The following is a 23,632-nucleotide window of genomic DNA, read 5'->3' as shown; positions in this document are numbered from 1 at the left end:
AGCCCGTTCTTTATTAGTGACGGGCTAGAAGCCCGTACCACAAGATGTATAATTTTTTCTTGAACATCCCTTAGAGCACTGGAGGCGGAGCCTCTGGTAAGTCATTCCCAGGCTCAGCCTGGGAACGAGGGGAAACGAGGAAAACTAAGAAATTACCTAGTCCCTAGTCCCCAGTCCCCAGTCCCATTTTTGCCGAAAATTTTTGGCAAATAGACAATTGTTACAAACTATTGCCATGTTTTTTGCCAAGATAATATTATTATTTTCCTATAAAGACACATGGCATTAATCGGCATGAGTGAAAAAACAATAGAAAGCTACGGCAAGGGTTTTCTAGTTCTACTTTTGCCTATTTCGTTTTTAATTATTTTCCTAGTTGCCACCTGGCGAATCTGGCTAGGGGTAATCCTTCTCGTCTTGGTGCTGAATATTTGGCAATTCTACAAATGGCAACAGTGGACTCAACAAGTGAATCCAATGTTCCATCAATTGCTTAAGGAAAATCAAGGCAGGATTACACCTGTAGACTTGGCAATGAAGGGCAATTTTTCTGGAGAAACGGCAAGACGTTACTTAGAATCAAAAGCAGCAGAATTTGGTGCTCGCGCTCTTAACTCTGAAGATGGAGGTAAAGTTTACTACTTTATCACTGCTAGCACTCTGGGTAGCATTCTTGACGATAGCGAACCACCTAAAGAATTGCCTGCTGAGCGTGTTGCCTACGAACCTTCACCTATTTTTGCTCCATCTCCACCTAAACCGCTTGTGGAAGAACCAGAGGCTGAGTTACCACCTCAGCCAGTTGAAGAAAAACCAACAAAAGCGCTGGAAAAACAGTTGTTTTTTGGTTCTCTGATTCAATCTGAACTTGCTAAGCGGCTTAATGTTTACTCTAGTACCGTCTATAAAAGGAGAGACGATCCAGATTTTCCAGAATGGAGTCGCAGCAAAGATCCAGATGGTATTGCTTGGAAATTCTCGCGAAAAACTAAGGAGTTTTTCCCATTAGAACTAGATGAAAAAGGTTAAAAATCAAAAGAAATTTCTTTTAACTTTTGCCTTTTTTACTTTTGAGAGCCAATAGCTTCTGAGATAGAGTTAAATCCATTTTGTTCTAGCTTAGATAACAAACCTTGGAGAATGCGCTTTGTCATAGCTGGACCTTCATAGATCCAGCCCGTATAAACTTGGAGAAGGCTAGCACCAGCAGTAATTTTTTCCCAAGCGTCTTCCGCCGTGAAGATTCCACCAACGCCAACGATCGGTATTTGACCTGCTGTTTGCTGCCAAATAAAACGAATCACTTCGGTGGAACGTTCTCTTAATGGAACACCACTGATACCACCTGCTTCTTCTTGAGGCGATTTTCCTGTTTTGGGAATGACTTGAGTTCTCAATCCATTCCTACTAATAGTGGTATTTGTTGCAATAATTCCAGCAAGTTGATAGTTTTTTGCCAAGGAAATAATATCAGTTATTGCCTGCCATTCTAAGTCAGGGGCTATCTTGACAAACAGCGGCTTTTTTAGGGAATTTTCCTGTTGTAATGCTGACAAAATAGAACTTAACATGGAAGCATCTTGGAGCGATCGCAAACCAGGTGTATTTGGGGAAGAAACATTGACAACAAAGTAATCTCCATAATCCTTAAGTAAGTGAAAACTATTGCGATAATCAAGAGCAGCATCTTCCAAGGTGGTTATCTTAGATTTCCCCAAGTTTAAACCTATAGGTATTAACCTTAAATTTTGCTTAACTTCTGCTAATCGTATTGCCATTGCTTCCGCACCGCTATTATTAAATCCCATGCGGTTGAGGGCGGCTTTATCTAAAGGCAAACGGAACAAGCGGGGAGAGGGATTTCCTGGCTGTTGGTGAAAAGTAACGGTTCCCATTTCTGCAAAGCCAAAACCCAAGCTAGACCAGATGGGAACTGCAACTCCATCCTTGTCAAAACCAGCAGCTAAACCAAGGGGATTGGGAAACGTCAGTCCAAATAGATTTTGTTCTAAGCGTTCGTCATTAAAACAAAACGATCGCTTCAATTGTTCGTTCATCCAGTTTCCGGGAGGACGAACTCGATTCTGTCCCAACCAGCTCAAGCTGCGGATAGTTTGCTGGTGCAGCCATTCTGGATCTGTTTTTGCTAGATCCAACAAAAGGGGACGAATTGCATCTTTGTAAATATCCAATTGAGTCTTCCCAATTTTTTAATTCAAAACTTCACAATCTCAGAGCGGAATTCGCTCGATCCACGTGCTTTTATGGGCATCTTATATAGTAACAATCTAAGTTAACCAATCATTCAGATGTTGCCCCCTCAAAAACCAACAGCAAGCGACCAACACATATTTTCCTTGGGGCGCGTCCTCCAGAGCCTTAGAGAGGAAAACGATGTTGATGTTTTAATTGAAACCACGATTTCTTACCTTAAAGAGCAGTTTGACTATAAGTTGGTGTGGATTGCTCTTTACGATCGCCTGAACCATATCTTATTTGGTAAGGGTGGTCTCTCTCCTGTCGCTGATAGCAGTTACTTGAGACAGCGAGTTGTACTCAGTCCGGGAGATTTGTTAGAACAAGTGGTCATCGAGCAACGCCCCATAGGTGTAGCTGACTTAAAAGCTGAAAATCGAGCCGAACAATGGCAAGGATTTGCAGCAAAATTTAACATACAGGGAACAATTATACTACCAATTCGGTATAAAGATCGCTGTTTGGGTGTTGTATTGATGGGTTCAGATCGTTGGGGTTATACGCTTGGTGGGGAAGCAAAAGCTCGGCTAGTCATGGTTTTGGGGGAACTGGGGGCAGCACTGTATCAAAGCGAAATAGATTTGCAGCAAAAGCAAACCAAGCGCTTGGACGAGCCTTTATTGCGGTTGTTGGAAAGCGTGAGAACTCTGGGTAACTTAGAGCAAAAACTGGAAGCTGTCGTGCAAGCCACTCACGAATTCGTTTCACCAACCCGAACAAAGATTTACTGGTTCGATCGCGAAAAACGGTATTTTTGGTTGCGGTCAAGCGATCGTTATAGTAAGACGCAAGGCGAACAGCAACAAAGTGGAATTACAGTACAAGAACTTAATGATTTTTATTATGCACTGTCAGTGAATCAAATTGTCTCAATTGGGGAGGGGCGTAGTTCGTTAAAAAGTGCTTTTACAGTCAAGTTGCTGCAACGCTTGAACGTGCGATCGTTATTAGCAGCTCCCATTGTATGGCAAAAAGATTTACTGGGTTTTGTAGCGGTTGAAGCTAGAGACGCTCGAATTTGGTCTGATGTGGAAAAAAACTTCGTTATTGGTGCAGCTGGTTTGCTTTCTTTAACAGCACCTACCGAAGGTATGGAAACCACTGTCAAACAAGTTCAAGAAGATGCTCAACTCACCAGTCAAGTTGCCAAAGCTATCTGTAAAGATTCTGATACTCTAGAAATTTTACGTGTGTGTGCTACCAGAGTCTTAGAACGTTTGGGAGCAACTCGTTTTTTGCTACTCGATCTAGATACAGATAGAGATAGATATAATATATTATACCAAAACTCACATAAAAATCGGAGAAATTTAATACTATCTCTTGATGCTCTTAAAGAATTAGATTGGCAATTACTACAGCATTCATCAGAGGCAGTGGGAATTGAAGATGCTGAGGAAGATTTAAAATTTTATAATTGGCGGTCTGAGTTAGTAGAAAATGGAGTGCATTCTTTTCTCATTAGTAACTGTACTCAAGGTCATGTACCAGAATCTCTTTTACTTGTTACCACTGAAACTCCTCGCTATTGGACATCTCAAGAGAAGGAACTACTGCAAGCAGTGAGCCAACAGATTGGTGTCATTGTTCGTCAATGGCGACTGCATCATGTCACCGAACAGCAAGAAAAAATATTACGTAGTTTTCAGCAATGCTTTCGACTGTTGGAACGAACTCAGACTTCCATCCCTCAACTTGCTGACCAATCTTATCAGTTTGAACGGGCTGCACTCGAACAAATAGCTTTTGTTCTTGGCTGTCCTCTGGCATTACTGTTGTCATGGACAGCCGAACAAGATATGGCAGAAGTGATACCAGGAGTCATGGCTGACAGTCAATTTGAAATTAACACCGATGTCAAGATTCCTATTCAAACCGAACCTATTATTTATTGGGCATTTGCCACAGATGGTTTATTAGCCATCAAAGTAGACGATTTACCCGAACAAACAAAAAAATGGCTTAACGCTACTGGTATCGGTCAAGTTTTAGTCATGGCTTTACGCACTAGCCCAGACTACCAACCCACAGGTGTTGTGTTAATAGCAGATCGTGCAGAACGTCAGTGGTCAGAACAAAGCCTAACTGCTTTAGAATCGTTGATTTGTCAGTTTGCTTGGTCGCGTTGGCATTTGCAAATTACGCAAATTCTCCAATCCACAACGAACAATCTTCAACAATTAAATTGGTATAAGCACCGTCGTTTGGAGGAAATGCAAAGAACGCTTGTACTTTTACTTAGCCAAATGCACGATTTGGGCGTTCCCACAAACGAACTCACTCACACGCGCCATCTACAGTTACTGCGTCAGATGGAAACGATCGCTAACTCAATGACAGGAATGCTCAAATTCGAGCAGTGGCAAGTGTGTGTTAGTCAGGAAACCGTGCCAATAGCTAGTTTACTCAAGCGATCGCTCGAACGAGTCGAACTCTTGCTCAAACAACAAAAGTTGTGGGTAGGAGTGCATGGATTAGGACAACCAATAGACAGCACAGAAAAAACTTATTCTACTTTATATAACTCTTCTGACGGGTCGAAAACCCAAGCCATGACAGTTGTTGGCGACATAGTAAAAATTGAATTAGTTTTATATGAATTGTTAATGAATGCTTGTCGCCGCTCAGTAGGTGGTGGGAGAATTGACATTTGGTGTCGCCGCATGGACGAGCAGTTGCTTGAGGTATCGGTGACAGATAATGGTGTTATTGAAGCTCAACTTTTAGAACAATTACATCAAGATGCACCCAAAAAAGTGCTATCACTCTCCAGTCTTAGTCAACCACCGGGGTTGCACTTGTTAATCTGTCAAAACCTCATGCAACTGATGGGAGGGGAATTGCATTTTTATCAGTTACCAGATGGCCGGGTTGTCAGCCGATTGTTATTGCCTTTGACTAGTTAGCTTACACCTTGGTGCATTATATCAAAGAGTTTAGGAACCGCAGCCTGTAGCAGCCCGTAGCAGATAGTGTATGCTTCATCAGGATAACAATTGCTGTATTTTCATACCATGCTTTTGTAACAAATGCGGTTATAATATACATCCAAATCTCAGAAATCACATTCAAATCAGCACCGTATTTATATGGCACGTGCTCGTTCTAAATCGGACTTGCCTACAAAAATCTGTCCGGTATGTCAGCGACCTTTCACTTGGCGCAAGAAATGGGCTGATTGCTGGGATGAAGTCAAATACTGCTCGGAAAGATGCCGTCGTCGTCGTTCTGAGGCTAGCGACTAGGGACTGGCGATTAGGGACTGGGGACAAGGAGGATAAAGGGAAAGTATTAATAACCAATTCCCCAATCGCCAATCGCCAATCGCCAATCACCAATCGCCAATCGCCAAATTAAATAACCGCAAAGGCACGGAGTAAATAAGTAAACAGATGGATATACAGGTGCAACCTAAATTAATTATTCATGGAGGGGCTGGAGCTTCTCTCAAAGGGAAAGGAGGATTAGAAGTAGTGCGCCGATCGCTCCATAAAATAGTGGAGGAAGTTTATGCTCTCCTCCTGTCTGGAGAAAGTGCTAAAGAAGTCGTCGTTAAAGGTTGTCAACTATTGGAAGATGAACCTCGCTTTAATGCTGGAACTGGTTCTGTGTTGCAATCAGATGGTCAGATCCGTATGAGTGCTTCTCTTATGGATGGTGCTTGCCAAAGTTTTAGTGGAGTGATTAATATCTCGCGAGTCAAAAATCCTATTGATTTGGCTCTTGCTCTCCAAAGCTCTCCCGATCGCGTGTTATCTGATTACGGTGCTGCTGAATTAGCACGAGAATTACAAGTTCCAAGCTATAACGGCTTAACTGAATTGCGGTTACAAGAATGGATACAGGAACGTCAAGATAATTTTAAAAGGGCAATGGCTGGGGTCATTGCTGAAGAAGAATTGCTAGAAACAAGCAGTGCTCGACGCGGTACGATTGGAGTAGTCGCTTTAGATACTCATGGAAAACTAGCAGTAGGTACTTCCACGGGGGGCAAAGGGTTTGAGCGTATTGGGCGCGTCAGCGATTCTGCTATGCCCGCAGGCAATTACGCCACAAAATTTGCTGCTGTTAGTTGTACTGGTATTGGAGAAGATATTATGGACGAGTGTTTAGCACCACGGATTGTAGTACGTGTCACAGATGGAATGTCACTTTCTGAAGCAATGCAGCGCTCCTTTACAGAAGCAAGCAAAAACCACCGAGATTTTGGAGCGATCGCTATTGATGCGAGTGGGACAATAGCTTGGGGAAAAACCTGCCCCACTCTTCTAGCTGCATTTCATAACGGTGAGAAGATTAGCGATACTTTGGAAACACCCGAAGGTACGGAAGTAGGCGGTTGTTAAAAATTATGAATGATGAATGATGAATTATGAAACCTTTCATTCATCATTCATCATTTATCATTCATCATTTTTCAAGCGCCAGCCTGGTTTTTCTACTTGACGAGCACGGGCAATAACTAGACAATCATCAGGGACATCTTTTGTCACAGCAGAACCAGCTGCTATGTAAACATCATTACCTATTGATAAAGGAGCGACTAAAACGCTGTTTGCTCCGGTTTTTGTGCGATCGCCAATTGTGGTTGGATGTTTCTTTACTCCGTCGTAATTGGCAGTAATTGTTCCCGCACCAATATTGACTTTGGTTCCTGCCGTAGTATCACCTAAGTATGATAGGTGAGCTGCATTAGATTGGTCGCCTAGCTTGGTATTTTTTAGTTCTACAAAATTTCCGATTCGGCACTTAGCACCGACAACAACATGACCGCGTAAGTGAGCGAAAGGACCGATTGTGGTTCCTGAATGTACGATACTGTTTGTAACAACAGAATATTGTACGGTAACATTTTCACCGATTTGACTATTTTCAATTAAACTACCCGGTCCAATGCGACTTCCCGTTTGAATAACTGTACTACCTCTTAGATGAGTTTGAGGTTCAATAATGACATCTGGTTGTAATTCTACGGTGTCATCGATTGTAATACTGGTAGGATCTAGAAGAGTGACACCAGCTAACATCCATTTTTCTTTAATTCGCCTTTGTAAAATTTCGTATGCTATAGCAAGTTGCAGGCGATCGTTAATACCAAGAATTTCTCGATAATCTTCTAAATCCACTGCCATCACTGGCTCAATCTGGCTAACCGCATCAGTGAGGTAGTACTCTTTCTGAGCATTATTTGCTTGTAGATGAGGCAAAATTTTAGCTAAATCCTGCCATCTGAAGCAGTAAATTCCGGCATTAATACGCTTGTTCTCTTTTTGCTCTAGCGTGCAATCCTTATCCTCAATAATTTGTTGAACTATATTTTCACTATTACAAAAAACCCGTCCGTAACCCTTGGGATTATCTACTTTTGCTGTCAAGATAGTGGCAGCGTTTTGATTTTTGGTATGAGTTTCTAGCAAATTTGTGAGGGTTTCTGGACGTAGCAATGGTACATCGCCATATAGTACTAATAGGTCTCCAGTGTAACCTTCTAAATAAGGCAATAACTGCTGAACTGCATGACCTGTCCCTAGTTGTTCTGTTTGTTCCACAAACTCCAAACTTGAAATTGGCTGTAGGGCTGCTTTGACTTCTTCTGCTTGATACCCCACAATAACCATCTGCCGACTCGGCGAAAGCGGTTTGACACTCTCAATAACTTGTTCGATAAGCGATCGCCCGCCTAGGGAATGTAAAACTTTAGGCAAGCTGGATTTCATGCGCGTTCCACGTCCGGCTGCCAAAATTGCTACAACTACCATAATGATTGTGAATTGCTTTGACTGATTACTTAATCGAGTCTAAACTCGATTAACACCAGGTTACGCATTTTAAGACTAGCAATTCTTGCAATAAATCGCGACAAACTCCTCAAACTGCTTCATTAGTTCGGGATTTCGCCAACCCTTGTCGGTTTCCTCTGCCATCACTTTGATAGCTTCTTCAGGGGTAAGTGCTTTTTTATAAGATCTTTCGCTGGTTAAAGCATCAAAAATATCAATAATTTGAAAGACTTGTGCTATGCGGGGAATTTGTTCGCCCACAAGCCCATCAGGGTAACCCGACCCATCCCATCGTTCGTGGTGATGTCTGATAAGAGGGATCACACCTCGCATACTGCGTAGCGGTTGGCAAATCTTTTCTCCAATTAAAACGTGCTGCTTCATGATTGTCCATTCGTCAGGAGTCAGTTTTCCCTGTTTCAGCAGTACGCAATCGGGAATACCCACCTTGCCAATATCATGAAGATAGCCGCCCCACATCAAATCTCGAATTTGATTGCGTGTTAAACCCAGGTACTCACCAAAAGCTTGACCCAAATTCATTAACCGTTCGCAGTGATCTCCTGTGTTGGGGTCGCGACTCTCAATGGCTCTAGCAATGGAAAACAGAACTTGTTCGGCGTGGTCTAAATCTTCATTTAATCGCTTTTGTTGTACGAGAGACTTGACACGAGCTGCTAGTTCTAGGCGATCGAAGGGTTTGGTTAAAAAATCGTCTGCACCTACCTCAATTCCTCGAATACGCGATCGCCTGTCATTTAACGCCGTAATAAAAATCACTGGTATGAGCCTAGTTAACTCTTCCTGTTTGAGCACCTGGCAAACTTCAAATCCATCCATCCCTGGCATCATTACATCTAATAGAATCAGGTCTGGTTGTTTTTGCGTTACCAGTTCTATGGCAATACAACCACTATCTGCTTCTATCACTTCGTAGCCTTCCATAGCTAAAAGAGCAACAGCCGTCATCCGACTAGCAGCATGGTCATCAACTACTAAAACTTTCGGTGCATCCAGCTCGCTACCATTCACTGTCCAACATGCGGTTTGTACTGTTCTAGATATTAATAAATTAGATATAGAATTTACACGAGAGTTTACCCAAGAAGCAGGGCTTTCTGGATCGACAAGCTTGATTTCTTTTACAGATGAGATCGACGCATCATCCTTATTTTGCAAAGATGATGTATTATTTGTAACTCCAGTATTATTAACTGGGTTGGACAAGTCTGACTCACTAACAATTCCTTGGGTAGAGCCTGTAAACTTGGATTTCCATTGAACCACAAGGGTACTCCAATTTCAAAATAGTTGACAGTGATGGCTATTAAAAGCAAGTTTACTTTTTATCATCATTTTTATGCTAGCAAAACACGTTTTTTCTTATGAATAGCATAAATATTTCACTTTTTTAAGATATTAGAAATGATGTTATATTCATTCATCTCTATCTCTCCAGTATGAGCAATTTCTGGTTGAGTTAAATCGGGTTTTTTACGGAGATTTTTTAGCATAGTCTTATAAAGAAGAATGTTCCCTTGTTTGCGCTCTCTATTAAAATTCAGTATTGATAATTTAAAGATTTACCTTCAAAGTAAGTATTTACGCATTTTTGTCGTCTACTTTACAATAACTACAAAACTATTGTCATTTTTATTACTTTTCAAGTGACATTAACAAATTTTTTAGTATATTAGGCTACAAAAATTTTTATATAACTAAGCTCATCCTCCTATAGTAATAAATTTTACACTATTTCTCTAAATTTTTAGATAGCCATCTTTTTCGCCAATGGGATGTAGGTTCTAGAAAAGAGGCTTGTTGCTCTTGTTGCCGTCGTTTTAAAATGACATCACCCGAATCGTTCAGTTGTGGATCTCGGTAGGGGATAGCTGCACGAGTTAATAAATGTTCTTCTTCTGCTTGGGACAGAGGAGGGAGAGGGGACTCCTTGTCTTTCAAATGGGCTGCAACAGTACCGGGTGTTCGCCTCCCAACGGGGGATGTGGAACCGATTTCTAGTCCTACGGCTTTAAGTGCAGTTCTTACAGCAGCAGCACAAGAGTAGGTTGCAAGTAAACCGTTCAAATCTAAGCAAAGGGAAAGTTGCTCAATAAATTCAACAGTCCACAACTGCGGACAGTGAGGAGGAGAAAATGGATCGAGAAAAATAGCATCAGCTTGAAACCCAGATTGATTCACAAGTTGAATTGTGCCTCTAGCATCACCAATTAGGAGCTTTGCTGTCAGATAATCTCGGACAACTTGATGTTCGCAAGCCAACTGAGCGAGAATTCGAGTGTACTCATATCCCCAATTGTCATATAAATTATGCGCGATCGCTGCTTGCGGTACGGCAGCATTGAGTTCTAAACCAATAACTTCCACATGACACTTGGGGTTAACTTCCCAAATAGTTTGTAAAGCTGCTGCTGTGTTATATCCCAATCCATAACAAACATCCAAAAGCCGCAAGTGGGATTTACTTGCAGCAAAAGCAAGTTGCGTTGGCACTGAGAATTTAAGAAAACTCTCTTGACGAGCTCCATAGTGACTGTGGAACAATTCGCCAAATTCTTGTGAAAAGAAGGTAAATGAACCATCTGCCGTTGATTCTGGTGTAAAGTTATCTCTCATTTTGTAAGTAACTGGACTAGAATGGATACACTCATAAAAATTGGGCATGGGGCATAGGGCAAAGCAAAAACATTATTGAAATTAATTATGTCCAACAACTGAGACAATGTTTGTAAATTACTTTAAAAACATCCTCTTAAATAGCTAATAGGTATCTTCAGACATCGATTATGCATTACCCGAAGTCTTGGTAGGAGCACGGCGGCAAGAGCGCCCCTACATCTTTTCTACTAAATGTCTAATAACTAATGGTACAAATAGCAACTAGCAATTAGCTAATCAACTTTATGAGCGATAAACATTTCGTTATTTCTTGTGAATGGTTGTTAGAACATCTTGAAGATCCACAAGTTGTTATAGTGGATTGTCGCTTTTCTCTTGCCGATCCGCAACTAGGACAGCAACAGTACAAAAAGTGTCATATCAAAGGGTCATACTACTTAGACTTAAATCTAGATCTTTCTAGCCCTGTTGGAAAACATGGAGGCAGGCATCCTTTACCAGACCCCCATGAATTAGCGCAAAAATTATCAAAAATTGGAGTCAATTCCCAAGGAACTCTTGCGATCGCCTATGATGATTCTCATTACGCCTTTGCTTCTCGATTTTGGTGGTTGTTGCGCTACCTCGGACATGAAAAAGTAGCGGTACTCAATGGGGGTTTTGCTGCATGGCAAAAAGTTGGTTATCCTGTAACGAATGTTGTGCCAGAATACAAAGTATCAAGGGAACTTACTTTTATACCTAATATTCAACCAAACATGGTAGTAGATTTTGCTACTCTGAAAGAGCGAAAAGATTTACAAGACGTTGTGTTGGTTGATTCGCGAGAAACAGAGCGTTACTTAGGAATTAGAGAACCAATTGATAAAATGGCCGGACATATTCCTGGTGCAGTCAATTATCCTTGGCAAGAAGTCACGGACTCTACAGGGTATTTATTGCCAAGTGTAGAGCAACGACATCGCTGGTCTGATGTTGAGAATGCCAAGGAAATTTTGGTTTATTGCGGTTCTGGAGTAACTGCTTGTGTTAACTTACTATCGCTGGAATTAGCAGGCATCCACACAGGAAAACTTTATGCTGGCAGTTGGAGTGATTGGATTAGTTATCTGGGGATTGGGGATTAGGGACTGGGGATTGGGGACTGGTCACTGGTCACTGGTGAGTCCAGTCCTGCAGGCGGGTTTCCCGCCGTAGGGACCTGGCGAACCCGGAGGGTCACTGGTCACTGGTCACTGATTTAAAATCTCCCCAATTCCAAATTGTAATTAATAGTAAAAAACCAGCCGTCAAAATCAATGTTGCCATCGGTGGAACCTCCTAAATTTACACCCCCCTGTAAACTTAGATATGTATAATTAGATACATTATAATTTAAGTGACCGTAGATTCGATGGTATTCGTCTTGTCTGTCGCGACGGGTAAAGTCTGACAAACTAAATTGGTAGTTCAAACCCACTTGAAGTGTTTTTTGCCAATAGTAGTTTAAAGAGAGCCACAGGGTATTGGAGATGCGATCGCGATTATCGAGATCGCTTGGAGGGTTAGTAAAACTGGCTCGCAGTTCATAAAACGTATCTAGCATTAATTTAGGCGTGAGGGGATCTCGTCTCCCAAAAGATAATTGAACGGAATTTTCGTTAAGGAAGCGGTCTCCTGCACTATAAAAACTGCCATTCCGGGCGTAGAAAAACTGTTGATTGCTCCAGCCCAGTTCTCCATACATTCGTGGGGATAGCTGCTGGTAAACGCTAGCATTGAATCTTATTTGGTTATAGTTATATTTAGATTGGTCTAAATAACGGATTATATTGCCATCAATTGACGCATTTAAATAAGTTTTAGAACCAAGGCGCAGAGGAGCAGAAGCTAGAGATAAACCTGTATAGAATAAACCATCTTGTTTTGGGTCTATCTCTGAGGAAAAAATATTACTGGTTTGAAAGTAGCCAACGCGAGCAAATAGGAAGCCTACTGGTTTTGGTTGAATGGTTGGCTTTGCTTGGGGTGGAGGAGGTAGTTGCTCCAGTGGTTTTTCCCGAGCCAAGATTATACCTAATTCTCCATGATTACCTTCAGGTTGTTGATTTTTTTTCAGTAGTTGCTGTAGTCTTTCGAGTCGTTGTTTGCGTTCTATTTCTGGCGATTGCAGGCGTTGCTCTATCTGCGGTGCATTGGGTGGGTTTGTCAAATTACCCGGTTGCCCTTCTAACTGAGGATTTTCAAGCTGAGGAGGGGTTTGTGTATTGGGAGGAGGTTCTTGAGGGGGCGTCTGTGGTACAGGTGCGGGTTGTGGTTGTTCTACAGGTGTTGGCAGTTGGTTTGGATCTGCCTGTGCCTGTAGGTTTGAATCTAAAAAATGACTACAATGAAGAACGCAAAGTTCAGTATTTCCCTCTGTTGAGCGCGGAAATTCTTGAAGCACCAGGTTTTTTGTAATTTCTTTATGAAAACTTTGTAATTGTTCCTGTGTTGGGGGTTGCTCACTGGTGTCGTAATTAGAATCAGTTATGCGTATGCGTCCTAAAAATGGTATCTTTAATATTGGTTCATGATTCTCGTCTTGGGAATGAGGATTGGCAGCCCACGCCGCATCTACTTTGATGAAACAACACCAGGTTGTACTACTGGCTAGTAGAATCAGAAAGAATAAGTTTTTCCAGCCATTGGGTTGCATACGAAATCTTTTTTAGCAAAATTAGACCTAAATATGCACTTAAAGTTCTGTGGAGATATAATAACTTCTCCTCTGAAACTTCAGTAATAGTGGGTGATAACGATTACCTATCGAGTCATCAGAAACTATGAATTTTACAGTATACCATTTAAGATTGTTTTTTTCTTAAAAAAACTTAATAATTTTCTAATGGTATTTACACGTACTTCATAAAATCTAGATGGTTCATTAGATTTAAGCAAATTTACGGAAAATTATTGCTATAACAGATTACAGGTTGAAAAGCTTACATTAAAATTCATTCTTATTGGTTTGGTTCAGTATAAATATTCGAGGCTCCAAACGATGTTACGCAAGTTTTATATACTCCTGGCGATTAGTCTCATAGAAGTTGTCGTACTGCCTTTGCCGAATCGGGCGAGTGCAGCCACTCCTCTAACTCAGGCAGTCATTCAAGAACTTCGCAATTTGGTACAGATCATGCCCCAGAATCGACCGAAGCGTCAAGCACGTCGATCCGATGCCATGACGCCTGGTGATGGGTTATCTACAGGAAGATCTTCTTTAGCAGATTTGCGTTTCAACGATGGCTCTTTAGCTCGGATAGGTGAACAAGCTGTATTTCGCTTCTTACCAAGAACGCGAAATTTGAGCCTCAACAATGGAACTGTAGTGTTACTGATTCCACCAGGAAAAGGTCAAACTCGGATAAAAACTCCAAATGCAGCAGCAGCAATTCGCGGTTCAGCATTATTTGTACGTTACGATCCGATCGCTGACACCACAATTGTTGGTGCATTGACAACTAGCGGCATTGAAGTCATTCCTGATAAAGATCCTTCTCAACGAAAAGCCCTTGACGCGGGGCAATTGATAGTTATTGTCAAGGGCAAATTTCAAGGTTTGTATGATTTTGATTTAAGAACTTTTTATGATACGAGCGATTTAGTTCGAGGGCTAGATTTACCCATGAAAACAGGCGTACCAAGCGCCGATCCAGCGATCGCTAGCGTTCAAGCAGAAACTGCTGCTGCTCTTTCAGCACAGCAACCAGTCGTTGGTGAAGGGGTTGTGGAAAATCCTGCTTTCTTAAGGTCAAACACTGCTTCTACAGATCCACTTAATAACGTTAGTAGAGATAATGCTCCTGTTGGTACTTTCATCGAAACAGGACAAGTTGTATCTAATAATGATGAGCGATCGAATGGTAGAAATGGTAGAGATCCTGGTACAACTAACCCATCGGGTGTCGGCACAACTAACCCATCGGGTGTTGGCACAACAAATCCATCGGGTGTCGGTACAACAAATCCATCGGGTGTCGGTACAACAAATCCATCAGGTGTCGGTACAACAAATCCATCAGGTGTCGGCACAACTAACCCATCGGGTGTCGGTATAACTCCAACAACTCCAACAACTCCAACAACTCCAGCCACTCCTTCCAATCCAGCACCAACTAATCCGACCGGACCTACCTCGTCTCAACCACAACAACCTGCGCCATCACAACCACCAGTATCACCAGTACCCGCACCAGCACCCGCACCTGTTACACCGCCAGTGACACAACAACCAACGACGCCGACGCCCGCACCCGCGCCCGCACCTGTTACACCGCCAGTGACACAACAACCAACGACGCCGACGCCCGCACCCGCGCCCGCACCTGTTACACCGCCAGTGACACAACAACCAACGACGCCGACGCCAGCAACACCAGCACCAGCACCTGTTACACCGCCAGTGACACAACAACCAACGACGCCGACGCCAGCAGCACCAGCACCAGCACCCGCGCCTGCGCCCGCACCTGTTACACCGCCAGTGACACAACAACCAACGACGCCGACGCCAGCAACACCAGCACCAGCACCCGCGCCTGCGCCCGCACCTGTTACACCACCAGTGACACAACAACCAACGACGCCGACGCCAGCAACACCCGCGCCAGCACCCGCACCCGCACCTCTAGCACCTACAGCAGCACCTGTAGCACCTAGTCCATCGGTCATACAACAACCTACGCCATCGCCTGTGAACCAACCAGGGAAAACTTCCATGAGACCGCCCACTTAAAATTCACTAGCTTTGAAAGAATTTCGGATACCAGGATGCATCAAAGCAAGCAACGAGTTGTAAGGATTGGGCATAGTACCCAATCCCTAATCCCCAATCCCCAATCCCCAATCCCCAATCCCCAATCCCTAATCCCTAATCTTGACAGTTGATTGAGAACTCTCATCAGATATTCCTGACCAAGGTGTAGTCGGGTTGTCTGAATCTTCTAGATAAAGGGTATCTGTGGGTAATTCTTCTGGCGACCAAGTTGGTGTTCTCTCAGTTACTTGTACCTCTTCTAATGCCTTCAGCGCCTCAGATGCCGATTGGTAGCGTTGTTGAAAATCTTCGCGCACCATTTTACTGAGAAAATTTGCTAATGAAACGTTAACTTGTGCCTTATCAACCCAAATTACCTCTCCATTTGCATCTCGATTAAGCTCGTGAGGAGCCATACCTGTTAGGGCTTTAATCCCAATCATGCCAACTGCATAAATATCACTGCTGTATTGAGGACGCCCGTAACACTGCTCGCTTGGTGCGTAACCTTTAGTTCCAATACCAATGGTAAAGGCTGTTTGCTCGGAGCTATCAAGCAATTGGGTAGTCATTTCCTTGACAGCTCCAAAGTCAATCAAGACTAATTTACCATCTGAATTGCGTCGAATAATATTACTGGGTTTGATATCTCGATGAATGACATGATATCCATGGACAAAGGTTAATGTTTGCAATAAATCTCGCAAAAGATTAACAACAGGTACTTCATGAAGAGGTCTACCGCTCACTAATTCCTGACTGAGAGCATGACCTTCTATGTATTCTTGAATTAGATAAAATTCTTCTTCCTCTTCAAAATAAGCTAACAACTTTGGTATTTGTTCGTGATCTCCCAATTTTTGAAGAGTTTGGGCTTCTGAATTGAATAAACGTCTAGCAATTGCTAACTGTTCTAATTTGCTATTCGCTGGTTTGAGTTGCTTGACAACACATTGAGGATTGCCGGGAAGTTTAATATCTTCAGCAATATAAGTTTCGCTGAATCCTCCTGCACCTAAAACTTTGATAATTTTATAGCGAGCATCCAGAATTTTTCCTGAGATTGCCATCTCTCGTTCGTGGAGCAAGTCTTTTAAGTCTTCTTGCTGACTGAGAATTTCTTGTACAACCCGGTGAGAAGAATATCTCCGGAAAATATCTACCAATTGGCTTCTTCTAGCAATTTCCTTTGCAAATTCGGTTCCTAAATAGAAAAATCCAATAGATATAATTCCTATGACGGGTATGGCTGTGGGTAAAATAAGTAGCCCAGACACAAAGCTTACATAACTAATTCCTCCCCAAATTATGGCAATACCAAGACTGGAAAAAAACCTCACTACGCCTTTCTGTTTCCAAGAAATAAGTGCAGCAGATCCACCTAATAAACAAAGCACAAACAAACCGCGTCCTTCAGGGCTAGGAATTGCTTGTGCGATCGCTTTATTTTCCATTAGAGTTGCGATCGCATTTGCATGAATTTCTACCCCTGCCATTTTTTCGGGTTGCAACAAATCTCTAGCTGCTGCTGCCGGATGATAGTCATTTGCCAGCTGAGCTGTCGCTCCTATAAGGACGATTTTATCTTCAAAAAACTTTCCTTGCTGTAAATAACTATTCCAGTTTTTTGGGTCTAATACAAACCAAAAGGGAATTTGCTCGAATGTCCCAGGTGGTCCGTAATAATGTATGCGCTCGCCCTTTGGTGAAGGATAATTCACTTGAGATGCTCTCAAAACAGCTTCATCAAAGGAAAGAACTTTCTCAGTTAAAGTATCACCATTTCCTAAAAACTTAGAAAACTCGTTAGCCAATTTGTGAACTTTACCGTTTATTTCCACAGGAAAATTCACCGAACCGACTCCTACAGATCCCACTTGAAACATCTGTTGGGGTTGAGTCAGTTGCATAAACGAGCCTTGATGCGTCTCAAAATTTTCGTATAGCGCTGCTAATGTAACCTTGCTACCATAAAATTGCAAAGCTTGTTGCAAATTTCGATCGTCATCCACACCGTAAGAACTTGGCGTATCAAAAACTACATCTACAGCTACAGAGCGTGCGCCAGCTTGTACTAATTTTTCAATGACTTGAGCGTATGCAGTCCGTTTAAAAGGAAAAGATCTCAGTGGTTCTAAGTAAGAAAATTCTTGGGGATTAGTTTTATAGTACTGTTCGCCAATAGAGATAGACTGTTCGTCGATCGCCAGAATTACAATGTTTTTTGGAGGAATTACCGAGCCTCGTATCAAATAGAACAGGCTTTGCGCCTGGTTTTCCACGTACTCAGTTAAATTAGTATTAAAAGCTGAAAGCAACGCCGCACCAACCACCGAAGTACCAGCCAACAGGTGACCCAAAAGAGCCAACAGTTTCGAGCGACGGACTGCCAAAGTCGAAGTTGCTTTTGTCAGGCGTGATAACGGTCGATTGGCAGCCTCGACGTATTGCTTGGTTGTGGATTGAGGTTCTTCTGCCATGTAAAGAATGCTGGTTAATTTACGTATAACATCAAGCTCTTAGTTTTTGCACCGTATTTGCACCCCCGAACACTGCTGTTTTTTTGCTTCAAAGCAGCCAGCGATCGCTACTAAGTTACTCTATACGGAATCATACTTCGCTGTAAATAAGAAAAATCTTACAAGTATTTGTTTGGAAAGCGTATAAGGGATTTCCAAGAAATAAATTATCCATCTTGTGAGACCCAGAGCAGCGCCCCTATCTCAAGCGCGGAGACGCACTCGCGTTCGGAGTTCGCCCTATCTCCTTACGGAGACGCTTCGCGAACGGGTTCCCAGAGTTGAGGCGACTGCGGAGGGTTCCCCCCGAGTCCCGCAAGTGGCGTGCGACTGCGGAGCGTCCTTGCCCGTCCCATACTAGTGGCGGGCGGGACGCCCGCACCACAAGAGGAGGGTTTCAACAATCGTGTAGGACTAGCAAGCGGCTCCTATATTTTAACTTTTATGACAAAAACTATAAATCCCGTCTTGTAAATACCTTCAGAACCAGCATATTTCATACCTCTTTGGGAGTAAACTTAACAGGTATAGAGCAAATAATGCTGCTATACCATCTATTTTATTGGTAAATTTTAGATTGCGGGTTTTCCTGAGTCTACTTGTGTAAAAAGGTTAGTACTAAGATCGCTAAGGAGCATACCTAAGTCGAATGTTCAGCAAATTTTCTGATATGCGAGAGGTTAAATAAAAGCTATATATGACAATATATTTTATAGATATTAGCAAGATAGCCATTTTATAATTGCTATAATCTATTGTTCAATCTAAATTCTTTTATATTATTAGGTGTAACTTTACTATGGGTTCCCCGATGAATCGTCTGTCTATATTTGTAGACGGAAACAATATGTTCTATGCTCAGCAAAAAAATGGGTGGTTTTTTGACCCAAGGCGGGTATTGGAATATTTTAAAAACGAACACTCAGAAACAACGTTAATTAATGCGTTCTGGTACACGGGCTTAAAAGATCCGCAGGATCAGCGAGGATTCAGAGACGCTTTAATTAGTTTGGGATATACAGTCAGAACTAAGATTTTAAAAGAATATTATGATGATTCCTCTGGTCGTTACTCGCAAAAAGCGAATTTAGATATAGAAATTGTAGTAGATATGTTTAATACAGTCGATCAGTATGACAGAGTAGTATTATTTAGTGGAGATGGGGATTTTGAAAGAGCTATTGAGCTATTACGTTCTAAAAACACTCATATTACAGTAGTATCCACAGAAGGAATGATAGCTAGAGAATTACGTAATGCTACCGATCGCTATATAGATTTAAATGATATTCGAGACTTGATAGAAAAAGTAGATGCTTAATATTTATTAACATACGTTAAGTAGCAGAAAAAGTAAGAAAGACGGTATTTTAAGCCTCAAGGAAAAACTTAACAATAAGTAGCAAATGAAAAACCAATCAGAACGAATTATCATTTTCGACACTACACTCCGAGATGGGGAGCAATGTCCGGGTGCAACTCTGAACATAGATGAAAAACTGGCCATTGCCAAACAACTCGCTCGTTTGGGTGTAGATATTATTGAAGCTGGGTTTGCCTTTGCTAGCCCTGGAGATTTTGAAGCAGTGAGCAAGATTGCTCAAACAGTAGGAACAGAAGATGGTCCCGTTATTTGCAGTTTGGCAAGAGCGCGGCATGATGATATCAAGTCAGCAGCAGAAGCTATCAAACCTGCTGTCAAAGGTAGAATTCATACCTTTATTGCCACAAGTGATATTCATCTTAAGTACAAACTGAAAAAAAATAAAGCAGAAGTCTTGGTAATCGCTGAAGAAATGGTAGCTTATGCTAAGAGCTTCACAGATGATGTAGAATTTTCTCCAGAAGACGCGGGACGTTCAGACCCGGAATTTCTTTATCAAGTGTTAGAACGGGCGATCGCAGCAGGAGCAACTACAGTTAATATTCCTGACACCGTAGGTTATACAACTCCTAGCGAATTTGGTTCTCTCATCAAGGGAATTAAAGATAATGTTCCCAACATAGATAAAGCTATTATTTCCGTTCACGGGCATGACGATTTGGGTTTAGCAGTCGCCAACTTTTTAGAAGCGGTGAAAAATGGTGCGAGACAGTTAGAATGTACCATCAACGGTATTGGCGAACGTGCGGGAAATGCAGCACTAGAAGAATTAGTCATGGCATTGCACGTCCGGAGACAGTACTTTAACCCATTCTTAGGGCGATCGGTTGAATCAGAAGAACCGTTAACAAATATTGACACGAGACAAATTTACAAAACATCACGCTTAGTATCCAATTTGACAGGGATGCTAGTTCAACCCAATAAAGCCATAGTAGGAGCAAATGCTTTTGCCCACGAATCTGGAATTCACCAAGATGGGGTATTAAAAAACAAGCTCACCTACGAAATTATGGATGCCCAATTAATTGGATTGACACAAAATCAAATTGTCTTGGGCAAACATTCAGGAAGAAATGCTTTCCGCACTCGTTTGAGAGAATTGGGTTACGAACTCACAGAAACTGAATTGAATAAGGCATTTGTTCGCTTTAAAGAGATAGCGGATAAAAAGAAAGAAATTACAGATTGGGATTTAGAAGCTATTGTAAATGATGAAATTCAACAAGCTCCCGATTTATTCCGTTTAGAACTCGTACAAGTTTCTTGCGGTAGCAATGCTCGTCCCACAGCAACAGTGACTATACGCACTCCAGAAGGAGAAGAATTGATGGATGCTGCCATTGGTACGGGACCTGTGGATGCAGTTTATAAAGCAATTAATCGTGTTGTCAACGTACCGAATAAGTTGATTGAGTTCTCCGTACAATCAGTAACTGCTGGTATCGATGCACTTGGGGAAGTCACCATTCGTCTTAAATATGAAAACAGAGTTTTCTCAGGTCATGCGGCTAATACGGATATCATCGTAGCGTCAGCGCAAGCTTACGTAAATGCCCTGAATCGATTGTTCGCAGCTTTGCAAATTAAACAACAACAGCAAACTGTTGTGAATAATTAGTATTTATGGGTTTAGGGAGTATTTGAATTTTGTTAAAATCCTATGCGAATAGAATTCGCGGCTATACAAACAAAGTCCGCCTTCGCGGACTCTCCCTGTTTCTCTCGTCTCTCGTTCCCAGCTAGAAGCTGGGAATGCAGACAGCGAGGCTCTGCCTCGCGTGTAGGTTAAATCAGGAGGCGGCGGCGGAGCCTCTGAGAAGGCATTCCCAGACGGAGCCACCGGATCGAGGTGAGAAATCAAAGCCATCATTCGCGACTCTGTATTCTCAAAGAAGTTGAGGGTTAAGCTACTCTTAAGCGCTCGAAAAAGTCTACCCAAACCTACCCACAAGTGAATAAAGCTTGAAAGACCGGAGGAATAGCGGTCAATTCCTCCTCCCCTGAAGGAGTTACCAGCCCCACTATCAAGGTTGGCATAACACTACAAAATAGCATGATATGTATCACGACCTTGTTCGGGAAGCACAATTAGCTGTTGATTGATAACATCAGATTGTAAACCTAATTCTTCAAGTGGAATTAAGCCAAGAAGCGGATCTTCCCCTCCTGGCAATTCTGTGCAGGTAAATTCGCCCTTTCGACCTTCTACAGTCAAACTTACACGTTTGAAAAGCTTAGTTTTACAGATACCTGTGGGAGTTTTGACATCAATTTCTCCTGCCAAAGGTAAACCTAACTGAGTAATCATATCTGTAGGTAAGCAAAGACGTGTTGCTCCAGTATCAACCAAAACATTATTAAGAGTTACAGAACGAATTTCCTCTTGAGAAATAAAACCGCGCTCTGCCAAAATTTCATCTACTAGATTTGTAACAATAATTGTAGTTGTAATTATTCCCATGTTGCGCGTATCTGTTTTTGACATGGTTAATTCCTTCAATAGCATCCCTTTATGTTAGTTAAAGATATGGGGATAATTTCATGACTGTGTATCACTTAAACTCCTTTGGAATGACTTCAAACAACTCACCCATTCCACACCCAAAAAAATCACATAAAACAGCTAAAGTATCGGTATCATAGCGCTTTGCAATGTTCTCGCACAATCCTCTAATAGCTGCATTTGTAAGCCCTGTTGCCTGAGCTAATGCAGATCTCGTCATGCCTTGAGCATCAATTAAATCTTGCAAGCGGCAACGAATTTTTACCTTCGACTGCTGCACAGCTCTTCTTTCGTCTCTTTTTGTAAATTTGGGTGGAACGGGAGGGTTCATTAGTACTGCTGTCATACAAAAATCCTTCGTTCCTATTGTCGATTACTAATTTAACATTTTTCTTGATTAATGGTTAAACCATTTAAACGATTAATCGCTATAATAAAGAGAACAACGAAGGCGATTGCTTACTTATAGCGATCGCCTTCAACAAAACCCATAATTATTTCTTATCATGCCACAACTTCAAGCTCTTGCGTCAAACGAACAAGTCCTTGCTCAACGAGAACTCAACCAGTACATTTTTGCCCAAGCCAATGCCATAGCACCAGAAACCCCTAGTGATTCTTTTAATGGACTTGCTTGGTCAACCCAAAACATCCTGACCCACGCTATGATGCTTGCCCAACAGAAAGAGCATTTATCTAATAAGGAGTATAAAAAGCTTATAAAGCAGTACGGTTGGAAAAATGAAGACCGCAAGTACTTAAAAGTAGCGATCGCTTTCAAGGACTTTTCAAGTCAAGATTTAGCTCAAATCGAGCCAGCAACGCTCTTCCGCTTGGCAAATAACCCCAAAAAGTACCAAAGCGTTATCGATCGGTTGCTCTCTTCACCGGAAATTAATCAACAAACAGTTCGAGAACTGATTGCCAAGCAGCAACAACTCAGCGAACCAAAACAAGAACAAACCAGCATCTGGCGGCGGACAAAGAATGGTGGGAGATACTGTCAAATCCCACCCATTCACGAAACGGACGATCGCACGGGAACAACATTGCAAAAGATGATGGATGAGGAAGGGTTGACGGCACAGAGCATTGTAGCTGAGGCTATAGCATTACGGCAGGCGTACAACGAAGGTCGATTAGTGTTAGTGGAAAGCCTTGAGTCACGGAGTGAAGAAGTTTGGGTTGAGGACTCAAACGTGGACGTTGAGGTGTCTGAAGAAACCACGGAGGGTGAATGGACTTTCGAGCCTGCACCGGAAAAAAATGATTGGACTTTCGATAGTACGGAGTCTGATGACTTACCTCAACTCGAACGGGTTGTATCATCTGTTGAGCGATCGCCCCTAGAAGAGTTGATTGAGACGTTTCAAGTAGCTAAAACTTGGGAGGAAATAAGAGTTGCTGTAGCCGTTCGTGAAGACTACAAGCAAGAGGCATGGCAGGCGCTAACACCAGTTGAGAAGAAGCGAGTTAGAGCGTTAATGCCAATTCAGGTGAGAAAACTAAGAGAGGCGAAAAAGGCTGGCTTGATTGTTGATTTTCAAGAACTGAGAGAGGGTGTTTATCAGGTGCGGCGACTGGGAAATGTGTTAGGGGAAGTGGTGAGTGCATTGAGGTTGGATGCTTTTTTGGCACAGTTAAGAGGTGATGGGTAAAGCTTTGCTTGAAGGGGGATGAATTTAGATTAGTGCGATAAGCGAAGCTTAACGGCTATACTGCCGTATCGCCAGAAAACCCATTGAATTATGAAGATTTTGGATTTAAATT

General features: G+C 42.2%; 17 protein-coding genes. 9 read left to right on the top strand and 8 right to left on the bottom strand.

The features are described 5' to 3' along the window. Window positions 1-294: 294 nt before the first annotated feature. Window positions 295-1,029: a hypothetical protein gene (locus ACKTT2_RS36320; RefSeq protein WP_407895840.1), complete on the top strand. Its 735-nt coding sequence runs from the start codon at window positions 295-297 to the stop codon at window positions 1,027-1,029. Window positions 1,030-1,064: 35 nt separating this feature from the next. Here ACKTT2_RS36320 and ACKTT2_RS36315 read toward each other — a convergent pair whose 3' ends face one another. After that, window positions 1,065-2,192 (bottom strand): quinone-dependent dihydroorotate dehydrogenase, encoded by a 1,128-nt coding sequence (locus ACKTT2_RS36315; protein ID WP_407895839.1) that lies wholly within the window; start codon window positions 2,190-2,192, stop codon window positions 1,065-1,067. 117 nt (window positions 2,193-2,309) lie between these two features. Here ACKTT2_RS36315 and ACKTT2_RS36310 point away from each other — a divergent pair, with 117 nt between their 5' ends. From ACKTT2_RS36310 to ACKTT2_RS36300, 3 genes are all read left to right on the top strand, one after another. Then, a complete protein-coding gene (locus tag ACKTT2_RS36310) occupies window positions 2,310-5,162 on the top strand; it encodes a GAF domain-containing sensor histidine kinase (protein ID WP_407895838.1) in 2,853 nt (950 codons plus the stop codon). A 183-nt stretch (window positions 5,163-5,345) separates the two neighbouring features. Then, a complete protein-coding gene (locus ACKTT2_RS36305; RefSeq protein WP_407895837.1) occupies window positions 5,346-5,501 on the top strand; it encodes a DUF2256 domain-containing protein in 156 nt (51 codons plus the stop codon). Between the two features lie 147 nt (window positions 5,502-5,648). Next, window positions 5,649-6,602 carry an isoaspartyl peptidase/L-asparaginase gene (locus tag ACKTT2_RS36300; RefSeq protein ID WP_407895836.1) on the top strand — a complete coding sequence of 318 codons (954 nt, stop codon included), beginning with the start codon at window positions 5,649-5,651 and terminating at the stop codon, window positions 6,600-6,602. A 57-nt stretch (window positions 6,603-6,659) separates the two neighbouring features. Here the strand turns inward: ACKTT2_RS36300 and glmU are convergent, their stop codons facing one another. From glmU to ACKTT2_RS36285, 3 genes are all read right to left on the bottom strand, one after another. Beyond that, a complete protein-coding gene (gene glmU / locus ACKTT2_RS36295) occupies window positions 6,660-8,015 on the bottom strand; it encodes a bifunctional UDP-N-acetylglucosamine diphosphorylase/glucosamine-1-phosphate N-acetyltransferase GlmU (RefSeq protein ID WP_407895835.1) in 1,356 nt (451 codons plus the stop codon). A gap of 75 nt (window positions 8,016-8,090) precedes the next feature. Next, window positions 8,091-9,323 carry an HD-GYP domain-containing protein gene (locus ACKTT2_RS36290; protein ID WP_407895834.1) on the bottom strand — a complete coding sequence of 411 codons (1,233 nt, stop codon included), beginning with the start codon at window positions 9,321-9,323 and terminating at the stop codon, window positions 8,091-8,093. A gap of 465 nt (window positions 9,324-9,788) precedes the next feature. Continuing rightward, window positions 9,789-10,673 carry a tRNA (5-methylaminomethyl-2-thiouridine)(34)-methyltransferase MnmD gene (locus ACKTT2_RS36285; protein ID WP_407895833.1) on the bottom strand — a complete coding sequence of 295 codons (885 nt, stop codon included), beginning with the start codon at window positions 10,671-10,673 and terminating at the stop codon, window positions 9,789-9,791. A 287-nt stretch (window positions 10,674-10,960) separates the two neighbouring features. Between ACKTT2_RS36285 and ACKTT2_RS36280 the strand changes: the two genes are divergently transcribed. After that, window positions 10,961-11,803, top strand: coding sequence for a sulfurtransferase (locus ACKTT2_RS36280; RefSeq protein ID WP_407895832.1), 843 nt, complete (start codon window positions 10,961-10,963; stop codon window positions 11,801-11,803). 113 nt (window positions 11,804-11,916) lie between these two features. Here the strand turns inward: ACKTT2_RS36280 and ACKTT2_RS36275 are convergent, their stop codons facing one another. Beyond that, window positions 11,917-13,353 (bottom strand): porin family protein, encoded by a 1,437-nt coding sequence (locus ACKTT2_RS36275; protein WP_407895831.1) that lies wholly within the window; start codon window positions 13,351-13,353, stop codon window positions 11,917-11,919. A gap of 345 nt (window positions 13,354-13,698) precedes the next feature. Here ACKTT2_RS36275 and ACKTT2_RS36270 point away from each other — a divergent pair, with 345 nt between their 5' ends. Then, the gene (locus tag ACKTT2_RS36270; protein ID WP_407895830.1) at window positions 13,699-15,432 is read left to right on the top strand and encodes a FecR domain-containing protein; all 1,734 of its coding nucleotides are present in this window, start codon (window positions 13,699-13,701) and stop codon (window positions 15,430-15,432) included. A 128-nt stretch (window positions 15,433-15,560) separates the two neighbouring features. Here ACKTT2_RS36270 and ACKTT2_RS36265 read toward each other — a convergent pair whose 3' ends face one another. Then, window positions 15,561-17,933: a CHASE2 domain-containing protein gene (locus ACKTT2_RS36265; RefSeq protein ID WP_407895829.1), complete on the bottom strand. Its 2,373-nt coding sequence runs from the start codon at window positions 17,931-17,933 to the stop codon at window positions 15,561-15,563. Between the two features lie 838 nt (window positions 17,934-18,771). Between ACKTT2_RS36265 and ACKTT2_RS36260 the strand changes: the two genes are divergently transcribed. Next, on the top strand, window positions 18,772-19,293 hold the full coding sequence (locus ACKTT2_RS36260) for a LabA-like NYN domain-containing protein (RefSeq protein WP_407895828.1): 522 nt from the start codon (window positions 18,772-18,774) through the stop codon (window positions 19,291-19,293). 85 nt (window positions 19,294-19,378) lie between these two features. Next, window positions 19,379-20,977: a 2-isopropylmalate synthase gene (locus ACKTT2_RS36255; RefSeq protein WP_407895827.1), complete on the top strand. Its 1,599-nt coding sequence runs from the start codon at window positions 19,379-19,381 to the stop codon at window positions 20,975-20,977. A gap of 423 nt (window positions 20,978-21,400) precedes the next feature. Here ACKTT2_RS36255 and ACKTT2_RS36250 read toward each other — a convergent pair whose 3' ends face one another. Beyond that, window positions 21,401-21,844, bottom strand: coding sequence for an aspartyl protease family protein (locus tag ACKTT2_RS36250; RefSeq protein WP_407895826.1), 444 nt, complete (start codon window positions 21,842-21,844; stop codon window positions 21,401-21,403). A gap of 67 nt (window positions 21,845-21,911) precedes the next feature. Further along, entirely contained in the window at window positions 21,912-22,208 is a 297-nt protein-coding gene (locus ACKTT2_RS36245; protein ID WP_407895825.1) for a helix-turn-helix domain-containing protein, read from the bottom strand. Between the two features lie 160 nt (window positions 22,209-22,368). Here ACKTT2_RS36245 and ACKTT2_RS36240 point away from each other — a divergent pair, with 160 nt between their 5' ends. Then, window positions 22,369-23,520: an Alr2735 family protein gene (locus ACKTT2_RS36240; RefSeq protein ID WP_407895824.1), complete on the top strand. Its 1,152-nt coding sequence runs from the start codon at window positions 22,369-22,371 to the stop codon at window positions 23,518-23,520. Window positions 23,521-23,632: the final 112 nt, after the last annotated feature.

The sequence above is a fragment of the Scytonema hankhaensis NUACC26 genome, from assembly GCF_045865695.1.
In the GTDB taxonomy this organism is placed as follows: Bacteria; Cyanobacteriota; Cyanobacteriia; order Cyanobacteriales; family Nostocaceae; genus Scytonema.
This window is presented reverse-complemented; position numbering and strand designations above follow the sequence as displayed.

Bases quoted from the DNA above. Each gene is read 5' to 3' on its own strand.
- ACKTT2_RS36320 (WP_407895840.1), top strand. From the start codon at position 295: ATGAGTGAAAAAACAATAGAAAGCTACGGCAAGGGTTTTCTAGTTCTA.
- ACKTT2_RS36310 (WP_407895838.1), top strand. From the start codon at position 2,310: ATGTTGCCCCCTCAAAAACCAACAGCAAGCGACCAACACATATTTTCC.
- ACKTT2_RS36305 (WP_407895837.1), top strand. From the start codon at position 5,346: ATGGCACGTGCTCGTTCTAAATCGGACTTGCCTACAAAAATCTGTCCG.
- ACKTT2_RS36300 (WP_407895836.1), top strand. From the start codon at position 5,649: ATGGATATACAGGTGCAACCTAAATTAATTATTCATGGAGGGGCTGGA.
- glmU (WP_407895835.1), bottom strand. From the start codon at position 8,015: ATGGTAGTTGTAGCAATTTTGGCAGCCGGACGTGGAACGCGCATGAAA.
- ACKTT2_RS36285 (WP_407895833.1), bottom strand. From the start codon at position 10,673: ATGAGAGATAACTTTACACCAGAATCAACGGCAGATGGTTCATTTACC.
- ACKTT2_RS36280 (WP_407895832.1), top strand. From the start codon at position 10,961: ATGAGCGATAAACATTTCGTTATTTCTTGTGAATGGTTGTTAGAACAT.
- ACKTT2_RS36275 (WP_407895831.1), bottom strand. From the start codon at position 13,353: ATGCAACCCAATGGCTGGAAAAACTTATTCTTTCTGATTCTACTAGCC.
- ACKTT2_RS36270 (WP_407895830.1), top strand. From the start codon at position 13,699: ATGTTACGCAAGTTTTATATACTCCTGGCGATTAGTCTCATAGAAGTT.
- ACKTT2_RS36265 (WP_407895829.1), bottom strand. From the start codon at position 17,933: ATGGCAGAAGAACCTCAATCCACAACCAAGCAATACGTCGAGGCTGCC.
- ACKTT2_RS36260 (WP_407895828.1), top strand. From the start codon at position 18,772: ATGGGTTCCCCGATGAATCGTCTGTCTATATTTGTAGACGGAAACAAT.
- ACKTT2_RS36255 (WP_407895827.1), top strand. From the start codon at position 19,379: ATGAAAAACCAATCAGAACGAATTATCATTTTCGACACTACACTCCGA.
- ACKTT2_RS36250 (WP_407895826.1), bottom strand. From the start codon at position 21,844: ATGTCAAAAACAGATACGCGCAACATGGGAATAATTACAACTACAATT.
- ACKTT2_RS36245 (WP_407895825.1), bottom strand. From the start codon at position 22,208: ATGACAGCAGTACTAATGAACCCTCCCGTTCCACCCAAATTTACAAAA.
- ACKTT2_RS36240 (WP_407895824.1), top strand. From the start codon at position 22,369: ATGCCACAACTTCAAGCTCTTGCGTCAAACGAACAAGTCCTTGCTCAA.